This is a genomic window from Sphingobacterium sp. UBA2610 (assembly GCF_002339225.1).
GTDB classification, from domain to species: domain Bacteria; phylum Bacteroidota; class Bacteroidia; order Sphingobacteriales; family Sphingobacteriaceae; genus Sphingobacterium; species Sphingobacterium multivorum.
In genome coordinates this window covers 70,944-90,480 of record NZ_DDKA01000023.1, presented here as the reverse complement: position 1 = coordinate 90,480, position 19,537 = coordinate 70,944, and the positions used below count along the sequence as shown (strand labels likewise).

14 protein-coding genes and 2 pseudogenes are annotated in these 19,537 nt (G+C 40.3%); 4 read left to right on the top strand and 12 right to left on the bottom strand.

Annotated elements, in window-relative coordinates:
- Nucleotides 1–9: 9 nt before the first annotated feature.
- From B4Z47_RS16220 to B4Z47_RS16205, 4 genes are all read right to left on the bottom strand, one after another.
- Nucleotides 10–1,347, bottom strand: coding sequence for a RagB/SusD family nutrient uptake outer membrane protein (locus B4Z47_RS16220; protein ID WP_115048379.1), 1,338 nt, complete (start codon nucleotides 1,345–1,347; stop codon nucleotides 10–12).
- 112 nt (nucleotides 1,348–1,459) lie between these two features.
- On the bottom strand, nucleotides 1,460–4,954 hold the full coding sequence (locus B4Z47_RS16215) for a SusC/RagA family TonB-linked outer membrane protein (protein WP_286727634.1): 3,495 nt from the start codon (nucleotides 4,952–4,954) through the stop codon (nucleotides 1,460–1,462).
- A 172-nt stretch (nucleotides 4,955–5,126) separates the two neighbouring features.
- On the bottom strand, nucleotides 5,127–6,242 hold the full coding sequence (locus B4Z47_RS16210; protein WP_286727633.1) for a FecR family protein: 1,116 nt from the start codon (nucleotides 6,240–6,242) through the stop codon (nucleotides 5,127–5,129).
- 89 nt (nucleotides 6,243–6,331) lie between these two features.
- Entirely contained in the window at nucleotides 6,332–6,916 is a 585-nt protein-coding gene (locus tag B4Z47_RS16205) for an RNA polymerase sigma factor (protein ID WP_158638888.1), read from the bottom strand.
- 520 nt (nucleotides 6,917–7,436) lie between these two features.
- On the opposite strand from B4Z47_RS16205, the gene B4Z47_RS16200 reads away from it, so the two are divergent.
- On the top strand, nucleotides 7,437–7,787 hold the full coding sequence (locus B4Z47_RS16200; RefSeq protein WP_286727632.1) for a hypothetical protein: 351 nt from the start codon (nucleotides 7,437–7,439) through the stop codon (nucleotides 7,785–7,787).
- Here B4Z47_RS16200 and B4Z47_RS16195 read toward each other — a convergent pair.
- The 3 genes from B4Z47_RS16195 to B4Z47_RS16185 form a co-directional block, all read right to left on the bottom strand.
- Nucleotides 7,749–8,108: a response regulator gene (locus B4Z47_RS16195; protein WP_286727631.1), complete on the bottom strand. Its 360-nt coding sequence runs from the start codon at nucleotides 8,106–8,108 to the stop codon at nucleotides 7,749–7,751. The two genes, B4Z47_RS16200 and B4Z47_RS16195, sit on opposite strands and share 39 nt — an antisense overlap.
- A gap of 369 nt (nucleotides 8,109–8,477) precedes the next feature.
- Nucleotides 8,478–8,726 (bottom strand): hypothetical protein, encoded by a 249-nt coding sequence (locus B4Z47_RS16190; RefSeq protein WP_286727630.1) that lies wholly within the window; start codon nucleotides 8,724–8,726, stop codon nucleotides 8,478–8,480.
- A 202-nt stretch (nucleotides 8,727–8,928) separates the two neighbouring features.
- Nucleotides 8,929–10,023 carry a S41 family peptidase gene (locus B4Z47_RS16185; protein WP_286727629.1) on the bottom strand — a complete coding sequence of 365 codons (1,095 nt, stop codon included), beginning with the start codon at nucleotides 10,021–10,023 and terminating at the stop codon, nucleotides 8,929–8,931.
- A 273-nt stretch (nucleotides 10,024–10,296) separates the two neighbouring features.
- On the opposite strand from B4Z47_RS16185, the gene B4Z47_RS16180 reads away from it, so the two are divergent.
- From B4Z47_RS16180 to B4Z47_RS16170, 3 genes and pseudogenes are all read left to right on the top strand, one after another.
- On the top strand, nucleotides 10,297–10,653 hold the full coding sequence (locus B4Z47_RS16180) for a response regulator (RefSeq protein WP_070566557.1): 357 nt from the start codon (nucleotides 10,297–10,299) through the stop codon (nucleotides 10,651–10,653).
- A 187-nt stretch (nucleotides 10,654–10,840) separates the two neighbouring features.
- A pseudogene (locus tag B4Z47_RS16175) lies at nucleotides 10,841–12,112 on the top strand (DUF1800 domain-containing protein).
- Nucleotides 12,113–12,230: 118 nt separating this feature from the next.
- Entirely contained in the window at nucleotides 12,231–13,424 is a 1,194-nt protein-coding gene (locus B4Z47_RS16170) for a DUF1501 domain-containing protein (protein ID WP_286727628.1), read from the top strand.
- 104 nt (nucleotides 13,425–13,528) lie between these two features.
- Here the strand turns inward: B4Z47_RS16170 and msrB are convergent, their stop codons facing one another.
- The 5 genes and pseudogenes from msrB to B4Z47_RS16150 form a co-directional block, all read right to left on the bottom strand.
- Nucleotides 13,529–14,026 carry a peptide-methionine (R)-S-oxide reductase MsrB gene (gene msrB, locus B4Z47_RS24600; RefSeq protein ID WP_349675900.1) on the bottom strand — a complete coding sequence of 166 codons (498 nt, stop codon included), beginning with the start codon at nucleotides 14,024–14,026 and terminating at the stop codon, nucleotides 13,529–13,531.
- Between the two features lie 33 nt (nucleotides 14,027–14,059).
- Nucleotides 14,060–14,527 (bottom strand): annotated as a pseudogene (gene msrA, locus B4Z47_RS24595) (peptide-methionine (S)-S-oxide reductase MsrA); the annotation flags it as partial.
- A gap of 380 nt (nucleotides 14,528–14,907) precedes the next feature.
- Nucleotides 14,908–16,707, bottom strand: a complete 1,800-nt coding sequence (locus B4Z47_RS16160; protein WP_088161367.1) for a chloride channel protein — start codon at nucleotides 16,705–16,707, stop codon at nucleotides 14,908–14,910.
- Between the two features lie 132 nt (nucleotides 16,708–16,839).
- A complete protein-coding gene (gene nhaA / locus B4Z47_RS16155) occupies nucleotides 16,840–18,015 on the bottom strand; it encodes a Na+/H+ antiporter NhaA (RefSeq protein ID WP_286727626.1) in 1,176 nt (391 codons plus the stop codon).
- Nucleotides 17,999–19,456, bottom strand: coding sequence for an alanine/glycine:cation symporter family protein (locus B4Z47_RS16150; RefSeq protein ID WP_286727625.1), 1,458 nt, complete (start codon nucleotides 19,454–19,456; stop codon nucleotides 17,999–18,001). Before B4Z47_RS16150 ends, nhaA begins: the two co-directional genes overlap by 17 nt.
- Nucleotides 19,457–19,537: the final 81 nt, after the last annotated feature.

Here is a 19,537-nt window from a genome sequence, read left to right as displayed (position 1 = left end):
TATGTTCATTTAATTGACTTGCATGTTGGGATTGAATTTTCTCACCCGAGTTGGTATCTGAAAAGTGTAACGATTACTTTGTGGCGTTAATGTCTCCTGAAGTTCAGAATTTTCCCTGTTAATACGTTTGACGTCTTTCATCAGGCCATCTCTATCCAGTCTTTTCATATCCATCCAGCGTGTGGCTCCAAAAGCTAATTCACGTCTCCTTTCTGCCAATACCAATTTTAAAGCATCATCTTTATTCAGTGAAGTAGCGGGCTGATAAGCAGAAGCCTTTATTCTAACTTTCCGGATTATATTTAGATATTCCATAGCAGCAGCGGTACGGTTAGAACGAGCCGCCAGTTCAGCAAGGGTCAAATAAACTTCCGGAAAAGTTATTCCAAAATTTGCTTCCCCATATGCTCCCCCTCGATTGATTCCTTTGTTGTTACTGATCGTCAAAATGCTGTATCTTAGATCATTTTCATCAAAATATGTTTTTAGCTCATCAGAATACAACATAAATACCGGGACATTTCTATCTTCACTTCCACGCTGCCATAAAATTTCAGGATCAAGATCGGCAATAGGTAGGTCATCACTTGACTTAATTGTATTATAATCCGTTAGTTTATGGGCTACGGCCATAGTTTCCAGGGCATATTTTTCGGCATTAGTATAGTCGGCAATATATAGATAGACTCTTGAAAGAAATCCTTTTGCGGCACCTTTTGTTGCTCTGTAGCGATTTACATTATTTAATGGCAAACAGTCAATTGCACGCAGGGTGTTATTGACAATACTGTCTATATTATCCTGGATTAATGCTCTTGGGGGGACTTTATCAGTTACATTTGTCGTTGTTACCCATGGTAGTCCTAGGTCCGTATTTTTAGTATTTATATTATAGCTCTTTGCATACACTGTTAGGAGTGTAAAATAGGCATCTGCACGAGCTAATAAAGCCTCTCCCAGCACTTCTTTTTTCTTTTGATCATTGCTGCCGGTAGCAGACATTACATTGTTGATGATAACGTTTGCATCGTAGATGATCCTGTACAATTGCCCCCAGATAACAGGGCTCACCTGGTCATTAATATCTTTTTCCTCCCGCCAGAAATATAGGTTGGCGTTGACACTTTTATCTTTGGCGCTATAAGTGCCATAATAATCATCTGTACAATAAAGTAGGGCAGAAGGAAAAGACTGGGTCATTGTGAAGGAATTTAACATGCTTTCAAAGTCAGTCAATTTTTCCGGCAGGACTACACCCTTGGGCTTTACTTCCAGAAAGTCTCCACAGGATAGAATACTTAGTAGTGTTAATAAAATCAAAAATTTCAATAGTATTTTTTTCATCATTTTATAATGTATTATTCCATCAGGAAGATGGGTTTGGCTGTTTTATGGAACTTATTAGCCAATTTAAAGTCATATTTTTCGATATTTATCTTTTTTGTTTTCCGAACAAAAGCTAGAATGTAGTGGAAAATGTCAAACTATAAAATGAAGTTTGTGGCAGAGTCCTTATTCCTGTCCGTCTATCAATTGATTCGGGGTCTATATCATTTCCACTAAATGTATATTTGAATGGATTCTGAACCTGAAACCTAAATTGAGTATTGGATAGACCGACCTTTTGCAGGAAGTCATTTTTCAAATTGTAGGTTAAGATGATATCTCTCAGCCGAATGTAGTCTGCTTTACGTACATATCTGTCTCCGTATGTATACCCATACCGCGCGGAATACATAAAGTCCTCAGGAGTTCCATACTCAGGGAGTCCCGGTATTGCAGTTACAAGCTCGTCTCCTGGCTTTTTCCAGTAGTTTGAAGAGCCTTTTATTGCATTTCCGCTCTGTAGTTCATCAGGATTGGGCTGTTGGACTCTCATAACATGGCCACCGTAATACATAAAAAGAAAAGACAAATCGAAAGAACCTACAGAAAACTGATTATTGAGACCGATCACATACTTGGGATTTGTTGTGCCACTGTAGACCAGATCATCAAAATCGACATCAATGACGGCATCGTCGTATGTATTTAAAACTAACACATTACCGTTTCTATCGTAAACTCCAGGGTGTCCTAAATTATTCAGTCCAGCGTATCTATAACTGAATAGTGCATTCATTGGATAATCTTTCTGTAGGTCTGTGCCTGATATGATATCTAGGGATGATGTTTTATCTTTTGCCTGTACTTCAATAACCCTATTTTTATTGAAGGATGCAGTTGCACTTGTTCGCCATTTGAAGATGCTTTTATCAATATTTACGCTAGTCAGTAATATTTCAAGACCTTTATTCTCAATAGAAGCCGTATTAGCACTATATTGGTTAAATCCTAATGTTGGATCTGCGGACATCGTACCAAATACATCTTTTGTTCTTTTATAATAAAGGTCTACAGAACCTGATATTCTATTTTTTAATAATACATAATCTAACCCCAGATTGTAGTTAGTTGTTGTTTCCCAGCGGATGGATTGGTTTTCAGGTGATAGTACATCATAAAAGACCTCTGAAGTGTTAAACCTATTATTAAGTCCGGATGTTAGGATCAGGAAAGGTCCGTTAAAGCTACTTGGAACATTGCCGTTAAAGCCGGAGGCGGCCCGAATCTGTAATGAATTGATCCAGGAAACAGATTTAATAAATTCCTCTTCGCCCATACGCCAATTCATTCCTAATGACCAAAGCGGTTTGTTTTTATACTTATCGTCTACTCCGAACAGATTAGACTGGTCTATACGGATACTTCCAGTAGCGATATATTTATGCTTGAACATATAAGTTCCTTGTCCATAAAATGAACGGAACCTTCTGTCGCTATATTTTTCTCCAAAATAGTCATTGCTATTAAAACTTGATCCGTAGTCTCCGACTTCTTTGAAGGCTGGTTTTATCCTTGAATTAAGCACCTGAAGATTGACAGGTTTATTGATAAGAGACTGGTCATCGTAACCAAAGAATGTTGTTTTAAATGATTCAGCTTTTACTTGCCTTTGTTCAATACCAATGATTCCCGAAATACTATGTTTTTTATCTTTTGTTTCGTAATTGAGATTTGCCTGAGCACGTAGGGTGTAAGCTGTATTTTTAAGTGTTTCTTTTGTCAGAAAATTTCCCTGAGGCAGGTCAGTGAATAAAGGGGTTCCATTTGCTGGATCTTTTTTTGCCTTAGTATTTACCAGATACCTTACTCTATAAGAATCCTCTGTTTTAAGCAGGTCGTTCACACCCTGTTCATTTTCAATAGCGCCGCCAAGATCGATATTTAGCCACTCAGTAATTTTGGCATTAAGGCGGCCTTGTGCCCTGAAAGAATTGAGTGATGTCTTTTGAGTCGTAGCGGACAATTCTCCGAATGGGTAATAAAGCTGGTCATACAAACCTAGGGATTGGGCTCTCTCGTTATAATCTTTATTTATTACATAAAATTTTTCTCTGAATTCACCAAAAGTAGCCGGGAGTGCATTACCATTTTCGTCGACAATCCTCTCAAAGGGGAGGAGGTCACTATAATCTGGTGTAGTACCATTTTTTATTCTGTTATTTGAATAAATTCCTTTAAAATCAAATGAAATATTCTTGTTGAACTTGTAAGTGTTGGCAACATTTAAAATGGTTTTTTTATTATCTGTACCTACTTTCTGAGCTCTTTCTCCGATATGGTTGACACCAATTAGATATGTGCTTTTTTCCGTACCTCCGCTGATATCAAAATTGATGTTATTGACAAGTCTACGTCTATAAAATAACCGTTTATACTCCGCAAGATTGTTGTAAGAAGCTATAGCGCCAATTTTCTCTTCTGCAAGCTTGTTATCTATAAGGCCATCTTTAAGATCGAATAGTATACTTGTAACTTGGTCAATTGGGTTATAATCTGAGTAAAAATATCTATCGTCACCGCCTGTACTGACCATATCACGCTGTAAGTCTATGAATTCCTTTGTATCGAGATAGCGCATATAATCGAAATCGGGCTTTGAATCAAAAGCAAAAGTGTTTCTAAAAGTGAACGTTGGTTTACCGGATTTTCCCCTTCTGGTTTCTATAACAATAACACCGTTTGATGCCTGGACACCGTAAATTGAAGCGGCGGCTGCATCCCTTAACACGCTCACTGATATGATATCAGTTGGGTTTATGGAGTTTATGTCGATTTCAGTAGGAAAACCATCCAACACGATAAGTGGTTTTTTTACTGCGTCAAAAGTACTGACACCACGAATGGAAAGTTCTCCAGAAATACTATTGTAGACTAGTCCTGGGACTTTTCCTTCTAGATTTTCTAGAAAGTTACCGGTTACGGCTACCCGCTGTTGGTAGTCCTTTTCGCTTAATGTGGAGGCAGCACCCGTAAGCTGTTCTTTCTTGATCTTCTGGTAACCAGTCGAAATTACATTCACTTCGGCCAACTGATTATCCAATTTGGCCATCTTAATCTCCATAAATTCATCACCGGGCCTGACAATACAGTCCTTATAGCCGATATATGAAATTATAAGTTCTGTTACTTTATTCGATGCGGATATAGAGAAATGACCATTCTCGTCTGTAAAAAATACTCTTGGCTGGCCCTTTACTTTAATGCTGGCTCCAGATAGAGGCGATCTATCTTCGGTGATAACCCTTCCAACAATATTTCGCTGCTTATTTTCTAATTGTTTAATAACAACTATTCTGTTTTTGATATCGTAAGTGAGGGACTTTCCATTTAGCGAATAATCTAGGATTTTCTCAATAGAGGCATTCTGCATTTGAATATTTACAGGATCTTTATCCGACAATAAGCTTTCCTTGTAAAAAAAGTCGTAGCCACTCTGTTTGCGAATTTCCTGAAATAATTGTGGCAGTGTAATGTTCTGGCGCTGAATTGAAATCTGCGCAAAGGTTTTGGAATATGCCTGGAGCCCCCCCATGGCGACAAGGCAAACAAGTGATAAATTTACTCGCATAAAGAATCTCCGTCTTTCAACGGGAATAAATTTAAAAATCATATATTTGATTAATTTGGGTTAGTGATTTGAATTGAGTTCGAGCTTCTATTTAACTACTTGATCCAAAGTTTTTTGATCTGGGATGTTAGCGCATTCCAGATTTCTTTTCTCAAGTAGTTTATCAATTTGTTTACATTATAATAGATATCCTCCTTCCTGTTAATTTAAATTTGATCTGTCCTGTTGATTCCAGCATTGTCAGTATAGCTGACAGATTGTTTGATTTGGATATCATACCGCTGAAGGTGATATCTTCCTTCTTGCTTATGAAATCCACATCTACTTGGTACCATCGGGAGACCTTTCGCATAATACTCTCAATATTTTCATTCTTGAAAATAAAGTCTCCTTCTTTCCAGGCCACATCGACCTGAGTGTCTACTTTTTTGACTGCTATTGTATTTCCACTGATCAGGATCTGCTCTCCAGGTTTTAATACAACAGATCGATGTGAGATATTGTCGCTTACTGAGACGCTGCCTTCAATAAGCGTCGTACGGGCTATACGCTCATCAGCGTATGAGCTGATATTAAAATGGGTTCCCAGTACTTTTACATTCTGTTCTTTAGTCCTAACAATGAAAGGTTTATTTCTATTTTTCGCAACTTCAAAATAGGCTTCTCCAACTAGTTCGACCGAGCGGTTATCCTTAGCAAATCTTTCAGGAAATTTTAGCATAGACTGCGCGTTCAACCAAATATTGGTGCCATCTTCAAGGATGATTTTATATTGGCCTCCCTTTGGAGTTACAATGCTGTTCATCTTTTCAGAGAAAGATTTAAGTGATCTATCTTGAACATTGAAAGTTATCTGCCCAACAGTATCGCAGTCGACTTTTATTCCACTCAGTTGTGTGATAGTACCTATTTTTGACGAGCTTAGATCAAATTGTTTTCCATCTGCGAGTATGAGGATAGCTTTATTCCCTCCGGCAGCAATTTCTTTATTATCAATCTTCTGGTTTGGTGCTTTCTGAAGCAGATCACGTGAATAGTAAAGTATGCCAGTGAATGTTGCAAATGCAAGAATAGCGGCAGCATAGCGGTAGAACACCCTAGATTTTCTTTGGTAAAAGAGACGGCTGTCCAATTTGGCTTTTACTTTATACAATTCAGACGATGCTGTGATATGCTCATTTTTATTCAGCATATGGAGGTACCAGTCTTCAACTAATTTTTTTTCCTCTATGGTACATTTACCTTTATTATATCTTTCAAGAAGCCTTTCAGCGTTATTGTTGTCCATATATTTCTTTATAGTCTAAACTCTATAATATAAAGACAGGCGAAAAGAGTGAAAGTATACGTTGATTTTAGAAAAAAAATCAAAAAATTTTAGAAAAGGAATGTTATTAGTGTGTTTAGCTTCTTTTTTAACTGTAAAACTGCTCTGTGAAGAACCGTTTTTACCGTATTCTCAGTTATATTCAGCTCTTTTGCTATTTTTTTGTAAGACAATCCTTCATTTCTACTCTTTAAGAAGATCTCACGCATTTTTGGGGGTAAATTTTCGATTTCAGATTCGAATTTTTTTAATAGCTCTTTAAAATATAGTTCCTCCTCTGTTGACGAACGGTAAATATCCACAAATTCATTTAAAGAATCTATATACATACTTCGTGTCTTGCTTTTTTCAATAGCATTTAAGGAAGAGTTTCTCACAGAGGTAAATAAATAAGCTTTTAATGAAGATTGCACGACGAGACTTCCAGCCTTATTCCATAAATTCTCAAAAACATTCTGGATGGAATCCAATGCTTCATCTTCATGTTGTAATATACGAAAGGCATGCACATATAAAACGGACCAATATCGTTCATAGATTTCTGTATAAGCATTATGATCGTACTGATTGAGTAGGTCAATAAGTTCTATATCACTCAGTTTGTTGTACACGGTTGTAGATATTAGGTGCGGCAATATACGAAAGTTTTAAATATTGAAGGGCTTTGTTCGTAAACATTTTGTTTGAAAGGTTTTCGAAAGTATGCATGAAGCTCATTGCTAGTGTGTTTTGTTCCGTTTCAAACTGAATTTAGATTGTACTGGATCATCGATTAAATTATTCGCTTGTGTTTTGTTCTCTTGTTGATCATTTATAAAATGGAACTTGAACCATCTAATTACCGACCTTTTAAAACAAATTTATTATGTTTTTAGCTAGCATCTATTTTTGTGAATTATCCATATTGAAATCTACCCTCAATTTGGTTAGAAATATCCACGATTCAACTACAACTGACCGCTCGTAGATGTGGAACTTTGTCTTGTTACATTTAAACTAATTTTAACATGCAGACAAATGAAATAAAAGTAGCTATAATAGCCAATATTTTGGCTAACGGAAGAGTGTTCCCATGCGCGAGAAAAGCAAGCGCAGGGAAGCATATATGTCGGTAGCCGTTCCTACGGTCGAGCGTGCGTTACCGCCCAATCTTTTTTGATTGATAATAATAGGGACATTCAGGTTGTCGATTTTGTCCACATTCGGAACGCCGATGTGCTGCAGCCGGTTTCGGATAAAACTGCCCTGTGTATCGCTGAACTGCCTTTGGGCTTCAGCACCTATGGTTTCAAAGACCAAAGACGACTTGCCCGATCCGGAGACTCCTGTAAAAACAGTGATCTTTTTCTTGGCGATCTGGAGAGAAATATTCTTGAGATTATTTTGTCGGGCATGTATAATGTGACTTGCGTTTCAAGTATAGTCCCTTTTATAGCGCTCCGTAGGTCAGGTATATTTTATGCTGTTTTAACTATTTCTTTTAACCACATCGACCATATGATCTAAATCAAAGGGTTTTTCAATAAAGTCGTCGGCTTTACATTCGGCGGCGGTTTTTGCAATATCGCTGGCTGTCGATGTCAGGACAGATGGAAGCTCTTCGGTATCTGGATCAGCTTTGAGTTCCTTGATCACCTCGGATCCTTTTTTACTTCCTTTAATATGGTCATCCACTATAAGAATGTCGGGATCAATATCTGCAAGCTCTTCAATTGGTTCAGTCGTAAGCGATGGAATCACATCAAAACCCTCATCAACTAAGACCTCATCCATTATATTCAAGATATCTTCATTATCTTGAATAACTACAGCCTTCTTTTTTGTCATTTCTTTTGAAATTTATCGGATAAATATAGGAAAAAAGCGGATACAAAAAACAGGGGAACGCGCAATTTTCAGTTCCGAGAAACAGAACAAAAGTAAGGCTATCAGTGAGCTGATAGCAATGCAGGCTATTAGGGGGCTTACGCTGTCCTTTTTGGCTAATTTTTTGATTGAATGAGTTGGAAATGCAGAAATAAGAAGCGGACCAAACTTAAGGATAGTTTGGTCCGCTAGGTTAAAAAAATATGATGCTTAAATAATTCTTAAGCATGTTTCTATTGTTATCCTGCTTTGTTACACGTTAGCTCAACGGCTTTTTGAAACAATACATGCTGTTGATTGTGCAGAGGATTATACCTTGATCAAACGCTATTAATGGCTTAATTGTAATTTTCCGATAAAGGGGCGATTATCAATCGTCAGAATAGCTTCTTTAAGGGAATAGCATAGCTGATAGTTTTCGCTCAGTGCTTTTTTGCTCGCGTCTATTTCGTCGTTTTCAACCTTGTCGACAATCCAGGTTGGGTTTAACGGATCTGAATTAAATTTGGTGATTAATACGGTAAATCCTTCTTTCTGAGCACTGATTAAAGTGTCTTTTGTGATGTCTACTATTTTCATAGTGAGATAATATACGAAAAAAAATACGAAACAGGATGTACTAAGTTTAAATGATAACCTGGTAGACTTGCGGACAATTTTAATAGAAATGTAGCTTCTTTTATGGATCCGGCGCTAAAATTGAAAAGTTTAGCGCCGGGAATATCCGCTGTGATGCAGATTGCAAAAAAAAATAAATGTAACTAAACTTTTTATCTTAATCTTATTTTCCATTGAGATGGTCGCGCACAAAATTTAGCCAACTCGAAGGATCAATGGTTTTATCAATAAATACGTCAGGTTGTAATCCGATGTCGTCTACAGGGAAGTCTGGAATACGATAACTTTTAGATAATCCATAGTACAGTTCAATATCGCCACAGGGTGATGTAACGATATTTACATTCGAGATATCAAGCATTCCTTTGGTTGTTCTACCGTACAATTTTACCTTTTTACTTTGCATGGCGGTCAATAGAAATTGCTCTGTCGTGCTCCCGTTATTTTCATTGATAACGATCCCTATGTTTTTGGGATAAGGCTGAATGGTATCCAGCTTGGTTATGTTTACTTTTTTATTGAATAAATCGACATACTCACCTTTATTGGCCTGCAATTTTTCGTAGTAGATTTTGAACGTTTTTTTAGACTCCTCGTCAAAATCGGGGTTTTGACTCAGCTCCAACATGCGTTGATTATTTAAATCTGTCGAATAAAATAATGCACCTACGGTTCTAATCGGCTGCGTATATAAGAAGGGGATAAGGCTACTATAACTCGCATCACTTCCGCCTGGATTATTTCTAACGTCAATAATAAAATTTTCGGTCGATAAGATGGTTGCTCGGTTGGCCAATATAAGGCTGTCAATTGCTTTTTTTTCGGATATTTCAAAATCAGGAATTCGGAGGTAAACCGTGTTTTCATTTATTTTTTCGAATAATGGCTTTGTGGCGTTTAATGGATTTAGATCCTTTTCAATAGGCTGCTTTTTTTGTTCGGTAACCTTTTCGCCTTTCTTTGTTTTTCCAATATAATTTACGCCGATATGTCCATTACGAAAGAAACGGATCCATTGATTGAGTAATGTAGCACATTCCTGATTATTGGACAAGTGTTTAACTTTTTCGAGATACATTTTATTGTGCAATTCATAGGCATCCCGGCCTTTCTTGCTGATGATGTATTGAAAACCGGCATCATTCTCTTCAAACGTTTTTTTTACCCACAAAAAATTGGATTCACAATTGCAGTTTTGGGCGAAATTTAAGATAGGTAAACTTAGCAATAGCCATAAAAATAGGACGCGTGTGTTCATGTGTATAATCAGAAATGTTAATAATTGTTGATCCTACAAATATAGACTAAAAATAGAAAATACACGCGTACACAGCGAAGAAAAGATGCATTAGTACGGATGAATCTTATTGCTGATTTTGATTCGTCTTTATTAAAACTATAGTGGAACCTCGGCTGTCTATAGTGTACTGTTTACAAGATGCAAAGTCTGCTATATAATGGTTTACGCGGTTATTGTATAACCACGAAGGCACATCTCAGGAAACTATAAACATATTAAAGATTCGAAAAAATGAAAAAGAAAATAGTCATTTGCGATGATGAACTTCTTATTTTAGATGTATTAGCCATTGCCTTAGAAAGTGACAGCGTTGAAGTGATCAGCACATCAAAAAGCACAGAACTGATCGCCCTCATTGAAATTGTGCAACCTGACTTGTTGATTATCGACCTAATGATGCCCTGGTTGACCGGTGATGAACTTGTGCGCGAGCTAAAAACTGGGCAAAAATATAGCCACATGCCCATTATCATGATGTCTGCTAGTGCTAGAGCGCCAAGAGTAGCCGACGAATGCGGAGCAGATGCTTTTCTGGCAAAGCCATTTGAACTTGATGATCTCTATGATTTAGTAGAGAAAGTAATGTAGCGGACCAAACTTAAAAATGTATCGGCTTTTCATGAAAAAAGCGGGCAGAACATATTGCGGCCAACTTAAAGTCGCAGTTTCGGGCTGGTAGTCACTTTGTTAATTTAGCTTAATGTTTGTTAAATCGAACCTTCCTGTAAGCTAACATAGCTAAATAATTCGTTATTTAGGTATAAAAGTAAACAGGATGATGTCCGACTTTAAAAAAAATATGCACCTGGCAAATCGTGCCGGATTTGGGATGAGCCTACAGCAGATTCCCATTTTTGACCAGCAGTCTACCGCAGTCCTCTGGAACCAATATGCCCAAAAACGTGAATTTCATCCGATCAGTTTCAATATGGAGCAGAACGATTTCGACTATACTGCACTTTCCAAGTTGAATGCCGCAGAAAAAAAGCAGGTTCAGCAGCTCAACCGAAAGCGTAATATTGAAATCAACCTCAACTTTCTGAATGAAATGGTGCATAGCGAAGATCAGCTCAGGGAGAAAATGTCCTTTTTTTGGCACGGCCATTTTGCTAGCCGGGTTATCAACTCCAATTTTAGCGCTCATATCCTCAACGAAATCAGGAAAAATGCGCTCGGAAATTTTCGGGATTTGCTGTTTGCCGTTTCCAAAGCTCCGGCGATGCTCAATTTCCTCAACAACCAGCGGAATAAAAAAGATCACCCCAATGAAAACTTTGCCCGCGAAGTGATGGAACTCTTTACCATGGGGCCTGGTAACTATACCGAATCGGATGTAAGGGAAGCTGCACGCGCATTTACGGGTTGGTCGTATGATAAGGATGGCCAGTTCCTGGAGCGTAAAAAGTTTCATGACTCGGGCCGCAAAACATTTTTGGGGAAAACCGGGAATTTTGACGGTAATGCCGTGTTGGATATTATACTGGATCAACCCGCTACGGCCCGTTTTATCACAGCAAAACTCTACCGTTTTCTAGTCAACGAACACGTAGATAGTGGCATCATTGCTTCGTTGAGTAAAGATTTCTACGATTCTGGATACAATATCAAGCAATTGCTCGACCGCATGTTTACAGCAGGCTGGTTTTACGACTCCAAGAATGTCGGTAATAAAATAAAGTAACCGGTAGAACTCATGGCCGGTATCATGCGCATGTTACCCATGGAAATAGCGAATCCTGAAAACCTGATTGTTTATCAAAAGTTGCTGGGGCAGATGCTCTTGTATCCGCCGAATGTGGCGGGATGGCCGTCGGGAAAAGCCTGGATCGACAGCTCGACCTTATTACTACGGATGCAGATTCCACAGATATGGACCGGCCTGCGCCCGCTGGACCTTGATGCGCAGAATGACGACGACCTCGATATGGGTTTAAAACAGTCGCGGGCGCTGGCTAAGGCCTACAAAAATCCCAAAATATCCATTGACTGGGCTGGGGTCGAGGCTGTATTTGCCGACCGGGATCCCTTTGAGCTCTTGCTGTCGTAGCAGCCTTCGTTTGATAAGAAACTGCGCGATAGCTACGCTGGTGGAAGCCGGCGTAGAACTATTATTGAAGTCATGAGCATCCCCGAATATCAACTTTGTTAATCGTAAATAGGAAACCATGTTCATCAAAAGACGCCAATTTCTCAAAGCAGGTACACTCGCAACAGCATCGCTGCTGCTGCCCAATTTCTTAAAAGCCATGTCCTCGCCCGAAGCACTGGAAAGGGGAAATAGGGTGTTGGTCATCTTGCAGCTTAGTGGCGGCAATGATGGGCTGAATACTATTGTGCCGATACGCAATGATATTTATTTTCGGGAACGGCAGACGATTGCGGTCAATAATGCGCTGGCCCTTACGGATGAAGCGGGCATTCATCCGGCTTTATCTTTTTTCAAGACACTTTATGATCGTGGCGAACTGGCTGTACTCAACAATGTCGGTTATCCCGATCCCAATAAATCGCATTTCCGCAGCATGGATATATGGCATAGTGCGAGCCGTAGCGATGAGTATCTGGAGAGTGGCTGGATAGGCCGCTACCTGGATCAAGCCTGTTACGACTGCGATCATCCGACGCAGGCGCTCGAAGTGAATGATATGCTAAGTCTTGCTCTCAAGGGAAAAAAGAAAAAAGCGTTTGCGTTTAAAGACCCCAAAAAGCTTTATCAGACCAGCCGTGAAGAGTACTTTAGTACACTCTATCAGGAACATCAGCATCAGCATGAAGAGGAAACAGTAGCCTATCTGTATCAGACCCTGGGTGATACGATAAACAATGCCGATTATATTTTTGAACAGAGTAAAGCCAGTAAGACCGCGGCAGCGTACCCTGATTCTGTGCTTGGAAAGGATCTGAAGACGGTATCTTCCTTAATTAAATCAGATATCAATACACAGGTATATTATCTGCAGGTCGGTAGTTTTGATACGCATATCAATCAGCAGCAGCGGCAGGAGAGCCTATTCCACACCATCAATGATGCCGTGGAAGCTTTTGTGGACGACCTCAAGAAAAATGGTCTTTTTCAGCATGTCATGCTCATGACCTTTTCGGAGTTTGGGCGCAGGGTGGCCCAGAATGCCAGCAATGGCACAGACCATGGTACGGCCAACCAGCTTTTCTTTCTATCCGGAGGCTTGAAAAGACAGGGCCTGCTCAATGCCTTGCCTGACCTGACCCAGCTCAATGAGGGGGATCTCCAGTATACGGAAGATTTTCGAAAAGTATATGCAACAGTGCTGAAAAACTGGCTACATGCGGATTCCGCCAAAATATTGGGATGGAAAAATGGGATTTATGATTTTATTTAAAAAACACAGCTGTATGAATACGGTACTGTTCGGGGTAGCAGCGCACAAAAAAACTGATGCAGACTTGCATCAGTTTTTGCTAAGAGCCTTTTAAAATATACCATTTACTTCTTGGCTAGCAAGGGCAAATATTTTTCATAACCCTTGGCTTTCATTTCTTCTTTAGGCACAAATTGGAGAGAGGCACTATTGATGCAATAGCGTAGCCCCCCTTTGTCGGCAGGGCCGTCATCAAAGACATGTCCTAGGTGAGCGTCGCCAGTTTTGCTACGTACTTCCGTGCGGCGCATGCCATGAGAATTATCAGTTAATTCTTCGACTAAGTCTGGATTGATCGGTTTGGAAAAGCTGGGCCATCCACAGCCTGATTCAAACTTGTCGGTCGAGACAAATAGCGGTTCACCGGTAGTAATATCTACATAAATTCCATCTCTGAACTCATCATTGTATGCATTATCGAATGCACGCTCGGTTGCCTGATTTTGTGTTACATCATATTGTAGTGCTGTAAGTTCTTTTTTAAGTGTGCTCTTGTCCTTTCTTTTGTAGGTCGGTAACACAACTGTATCTTTGGCGGGAGAAGGATTGGCTTTGCGAGCCATCTCGAATAATTCCGGATCAATATGGCAGTAGCCACCTGGATTTTTGTCGAGATATTTTTGATGGTATGTCTCAGCGTCGTAGTAATTTTGTAAGGGTTCCAGTTCAACAACTATTTTTGCCGGATATTTTTTGGCCAGTTCGGCAAGGCTTTCCTTGATAACCGGAATTGCTGAATCATTTGTATAGTAAATACCGGTACGATATTGTGTTCCGATATCGTTTCCTTGCTTATTGAGCGAGGTCGGGTCGATAGTCTTTAGGAATAAATCTACGAGCAGCTTTAAGTCAACGACTTGTGGATCGTAAGTGACTTTGACAGTCTCCGCAAAGCCTGTTTTTCCTGTGGAAACCTGCTCATAGCTTGGGTTTTTTAGATTGCCATTGGCATAACCAACTTCGGTAGCGGTCACCCCGCGGACCTGCTTAAGAAAATGCTCCGTACCCCAAAAACATCCCCCTGCAAAATAAATAACCTGCTCGTTCTCACCAGTAGGGTTCATAGCTTGTTTTTTAATTGTTTTGGAATCATTAGTTTTCTGTGAAAAACCAAATTTGCTGAGCATAAATAAGCCTAATCCTAGTAATAATAATAAAAATACCTGTTTCATAGCGTTTTCCATTCTTGTTTTTTAATATACGATGTAAAGATCCAGATCGGTTTTAATCAATTTAAAAATTGGGATTCTTTGCTTCGTTATTGGTAAGATATATCTAGTTATGAAATTCCATAAAGATCGATAGAGCGTTTTAGGATGATGGTACTTTTTTTACCTGAAGCAGACAATACGATACAGTTACCGATAGAAATCTATAGTTGAGTTGCTAAAAGTTGACGGATAGTGCTTCCCATTTTTAAACTTAAATGGATGTTTATTGTTTCCTATTCGAGATAATGCCCCTGGCGGATTAGCAATGCCCGATATTTATTAAACACACTTGATTTTGACACAAAACCCATATACTTATTCTCAAGTCCGAGCACAGGTAGGATCCAGGTATCTTCTTTATTCATTTTGTTCATCACGGATTCCATATTTTCATTTATCAGCACAATATCATTGGGTTTCTGGGCGAGTTTTTCAAAGGTACTTTCCAGTCCTTCCAATTCGCCAAGTAGAATCGAGAATAGATATTCGCTGTTGACCAGCCCGATGAATTTGCCATCATGGCTCACAATAGGAAATATATTTCTTTTGCTATGAATAATATCGTGCTGCCTAGATTTAGGGGTTTCATCGGGACGTAAAATCACAAAGTTGGTTTCCAGAACGTATTTGATGCGCATCATGCTTAATACGGAACGGTCTTTATCTTCATAAGATATTAGGTCTCCCGATTCTGCGAGCACTTTGGTATAGATCGAATGTTTGAGCACTGTTCTATTGATAAGGTAAGATATTGAACATACAAGCATCAAAGGAACCATCAATGTATAGCCTCCGGTCACCTCTGCAATAAGGAACATGCCGGTTAAAGGCGCATGCATGATGCCGCTCAGGGCACCGGCCATGCCAGCTACGACAAAATTAGGAACGTTCAGCTCTGCAAACCCTGTCAGATTGATTCCATAAGAAAATGCAAAGCCCATTAGTCCACCCATAACCAGACTTGGGCCGAATACGCCACCATTGCCACCACCATTCAGGGTAAAAAGTGCGGCAAATGATTTTCCGAAGAGCGTCAATAGGGTATAACCGAATACTACGAAACCCATATTGTGGTATTCGGAGAATAAACTATTCTTGACAATTGCGTTGAACTGCCCATTCAAAATTTGCTGTATGGTCAGATAGCCCTCGCCGTATAGCGCAGGAAATACCAGGATCATAAGACCCAGCGCAACACCGCTCACCCATACCTTGTTATAAGGGTTTTTGATTTTCCGAAACCATTGGTTGACAACGACAGATACGCGCGCAAAATATACGGTGTATAAGCCTATCAGTACAGCCATTAGCAGGTAGAAGAATAAGGCGGATACCTGCCAGTAGGAATTAAAGTTCGTAAATAGGGGTTCACTGTAGAGCAGCCGCGAAACCACCGATGCCATTGCAGAGGAAATTAGCAGTGGAATAAACACAGGGATGGAAAATTCGGGTAGCAGAATTTCAATGGCAAAGATCATTCCTGCCAAAGGACTATTAAATGCGCCAGCAATACCTGCAGCTGCGCCGCAGGCCAGTAGCATGGTCACTTCTTTATATTGTAATCCAAAAAAACGCGCAATGTTTGAACCAATAGAAGATCCGCCCAAGGCAACGGGAGCCTCCAAACCACAGGAACCTCCAAATCCGACAGTGATCGCTGAAGTCACCACCTGTGAATAAATATTACTGGGATCCAGTCGGCTTCCTTTTCGGCTGATCGCGTAGATAATGGGTGTTATGCCATGTTCTATCTTTTTGCCTTTGATAAATTTTCGGACAAATAATACACTCAGCAGAATACCGATCAACGGAAAAACCAGATACAAAGAATACTTTAATTTCCAGTCAATATCGTTCTGGATACTTGTCGCAATAAAATGAGTCAGTCTTTTTAAAACGGATGCCATGAGCCCGCCAACAATACCGACCAAAAAGGCCAAGATGATGATAAAGTTCCGATTCGAAACTTTTCTCATACGCCATTGGTTGATATGGTCTATTTTTTTATAGAAAGTCTTTTTAAAATTTGCCATTTTTGAAATATTCAGCACACTAACTTACGCACAGATGAAGTAGCGTGCGCCAATATAGTCATTATTGCAAGCAAATAATTTGTATCGTCTTATAGTAGGTATTAATACTAACGTATTGTTACATAAATAGGCTTATACACGACTTTTTTTGCCGAACACCGACAATACCAAATAACCTAAAATTCCCGCCAGCAGTGAGGTCAGCAGAATCGATAACTTCGCTTCATTGATATGCAGCGCATCGCTGAAGGACAGGATGGAAATAAATATAGACATGGTAAAGCCAATTCCAGCCAATAAGCCTACACCCAGGATATGTTTAAATGAGCTTCCTTCCGGGAGACTACTAATCCCCAGTTTAGAGCAGACAAAAGTCATGATTAAAATGCCCAACGGCTTGCCCAGTAATAAGCCAAGGCTAATACCCAGGCCCATCGGAGCGACCAATCCTGTAAGCATCTCGCTTTCAATGCTGATATTGGTATTGGCAAATGCAAATAAGGGTATAATAAAAAAATTGACAGGCTTGACAAGCGCATGCTCCAGACGTTCTAAGGGCGACTCAAGGTCTGTATCATTGGTCGGGATAGTCATCGCCACCATCACACCAGCAATAGTAGCATGTATACCCGAATGATGAATAAAATACCAGATAAATACACCTGGTATCAGATACAGATAGGGGTTTTGTATATTCATGCGGTTCATGACAAACAGAATAACCATACCGATACCTGCATACAGTAAGTAGGTGGTTTCAATGCCCGACGAATAGAAAAAAGCAATCACCAAAATGGCGATCAGATCGTCCACGATAGCCAAAGCGGCCAAAAATACCTTTAAACTTGCTGGAATCCGGTTACCTAGCATACCGATTACGGCCAATGCAAAGGCGATATCTGTCGCCATGGGTATACCCCAGCCACCTGCTGTCGCCTGCCCTGAATTGAAGCTTAAAAAGATGAGCGCCGGTACAATGGCGCCACCAATAGCGCAAAGGATCGGGAGCGATGCTTGTTTAGGCGAGGAGAGTTCGCCTTCCACGATCTCACGCTTGATCTCCAGTCCCACGAGCAGAAAAAAGATAGCCATTAATCCATCATTGATCCAAAGCAGTGTGCTATATTTTAAATGTACGGTGTCAGAATCGAAACCAAAGGGTGTATCCAAAAATGATTGCAGCCCAGGACCAGCTGCGGTATTGGCTACGATGAGGGATAAAATGACGCAGATAAATAATAAAATGCCGCCAGCGTTACTTGACTTGAAAAAATTTTTAAATACGGTAAGATTAATCAATTGGCTCATGGTGTTGCGTGTTCTTTTTGGACCATAGGTCCATGTTCGGAAACTGAAATTTGGAATTGTCGAATACAGGGTCTTTCTTGGACTTCTGCTGCTCGCGATAGTCTGCATAAATAGCGACAACTTTTTTGTGAAGCAGGAGTATTGCAATCAGGTTGAGCCAAGCCATAAGCCCGACACCAATGTCGCCCAGTGTCCAGGCAGATTTGGCTGTACTGATACATCCGACATAGGTAGATACTAACATGAGCAGTCGCAGAATCCAGATAAGCACGGTTTTATGTTGTTTTTTTCGGCTAACAAAGCTGATGTTGGTTTCGGCGATATAGTAATAAGCCATAATGGTCGTGAACGCAAAAAAGGCCAGCGCCAACGCGACGAAAGCATTTCCAATGCTGGGGAAATGATGTGAAACGGCCTGTTGGGTAAAGGCGGGTCCCATTTCCGTCGCCGGAAGATGTTGGACGAGAAATCCTCCGGCTGGATTTTCAACATTATATTGCCCTGTAAAGAGAATCATCAAAGCTGTTGCGGTGTACACAAACATGGTGTCGACGTAAACAGAAAACCCCTGTACCAGGCCTTGCTTGATCGGATGGGATACCTCGGCTGCTGCCGCCGCATGTGGTGCTGTGCCCTGTCCGGCCTCGTTGCTATAGATACCCCGTTTAACACCCCACGAAATTGCCATGCCGGCGATAGCGCCGAAAGTAGCTTCCATGTTCAAAGCCGATTTTACAATCAGGGCGATGACGCCAGGGATCTCCGTGAAGTTGAGGGCAATAATAACTAAAGCCATAAGAATATAGGCGCCCGCCATAAACGGTACAACATATTCGGCAACGGTGCTGATCCGTTTTACTCCACCGATGATAATAATCGCCAGTAGCCCGGCAATAGCCAATCCGGTGATACTCGGCGACACATGGAAAGCGGACTCGACCGCTGCGCTGATACTGTTGCTCTGCACACCGGGCAATAAAAATCCGGTACTGATGATCGTCACGATTGCAAAGGTCCAGGCAAAAGTCTTGGATCGTAACCCTTTCAGGATGTAGAATGCAGGTCCGCCCCGGTATTCGCCATCGTTTACCTCCTTGTACATCTGACCAAGGGTAGCTTCGACAATGGCCGACGCACTGCCTAAAAACGCAATTACCCACATCCAAAAAATAGCTCCTGGGCCGCCCATAGCAATCGCTGTAGCGACGCCAGCGATATTGCCTGTGCCAACGCGCCCCGAAATAGCAAGCGAAAAGGCCTGAAACGAAGAGATGCCTTTGTCGGAACTGCTTCCATTAAATAGCAATCGCACCATTTCTCTTATCTGCATAAGCTGCGGGCAGCGAAATCGTACCGTAAAGTAGATGCCCGTCAGTAGACAGAGGTAGACAAGTGCATCACTCCAGATGATATCATAAATTTTATTGATTATTACGTCCATGTTGTATCATTGAATTCGTAGGCTGGCTAAAAGTAGGGAAAACCAGCCAAGGCTGCTTTAAATATCGAATAGATTTTGTTT

Coding starts and splice junctions, on each gene's coding strand:
- B4Z47_RS16190 (WP_286727630.1), bottom strand. CDS start 8,726: ATGAAAATAGTAGACATCACAAAAGACACTTTAATCAGTGCTCAGAAA.
- B4Z47_RS16170 (WP_286727628.1), top strand. CDS start 12,231: ATGTTCATCAAAAGACGCCAATTTCTCAAAGCAGGTACACTCGCAACA.
- B4Z47_RS16210 (WP_286727633.1), bottom strand. CDS start 6,242: ATGGACAACAATAACGCTGAAAGGCTTCTTGAAAGATATAATAAAGGT.
- msrB (WP_349675900.1), bottom strand. CDS start 14,026: ATGGCTCGCAAAGCCAATCCTTCTCCCGCCAAAGATACAGTTGTGTTA.
- nhaA (WP_286727626.1), bottom strand. CDS start 18,015: ATGAGCCAATTGATTAATCTTACCGTATTTAAAAATTTTTTCAAGTCA.
- B4Z47_RS16215 (WP_286727634.1), bottom strand. CDS start 4,954: ATGCGAGTAAATTTATCACTTGTTTGCCTTGTCGCCATGGGGGGGCTC.
- B4Z47_RS16185 (WP_286727629.1), bottom strand. CDS start 10,023: ATGAACACACGCGTCCTATTTTTATGGCTATTGCTAAGTTTACCTATC.
- B4Z47_RS16150 (WP_286727625.1), bottom strand. CDS start 19,456: ATGGACGTAATAATCAATAAAATTTATGATATCATCTGGAGTGATGCA.
- B4Z47_RS16195 (WP_286727631.1), bottom strand. CDS start 8,108: ATGACAAAAAAGAAGGCTGTAGTTATTCAAGATAATGAAGATATCTTG.
- B4Z47_RS16160 (WP_088161367.1), bottom strand. CDS start 16,707: ATGGCAAATTTTAAAAAGACTTTCTATAAAAAAATAGACCATATCAAC.
- B4Z47_RS16220 (WP_115048379.1), bottom strand. CDS start 1,347: ATGATGAAAAAAATACTATTGAAATTTTTGATTTTATTAACACTACTA.
- B4Z47_RS16180 (WP_070566557.1), top strand. CDS start 10,297: ATGAAAAAGAAAATAGTCATTTGCGATGATGAACTTCTTATTTTAGAT.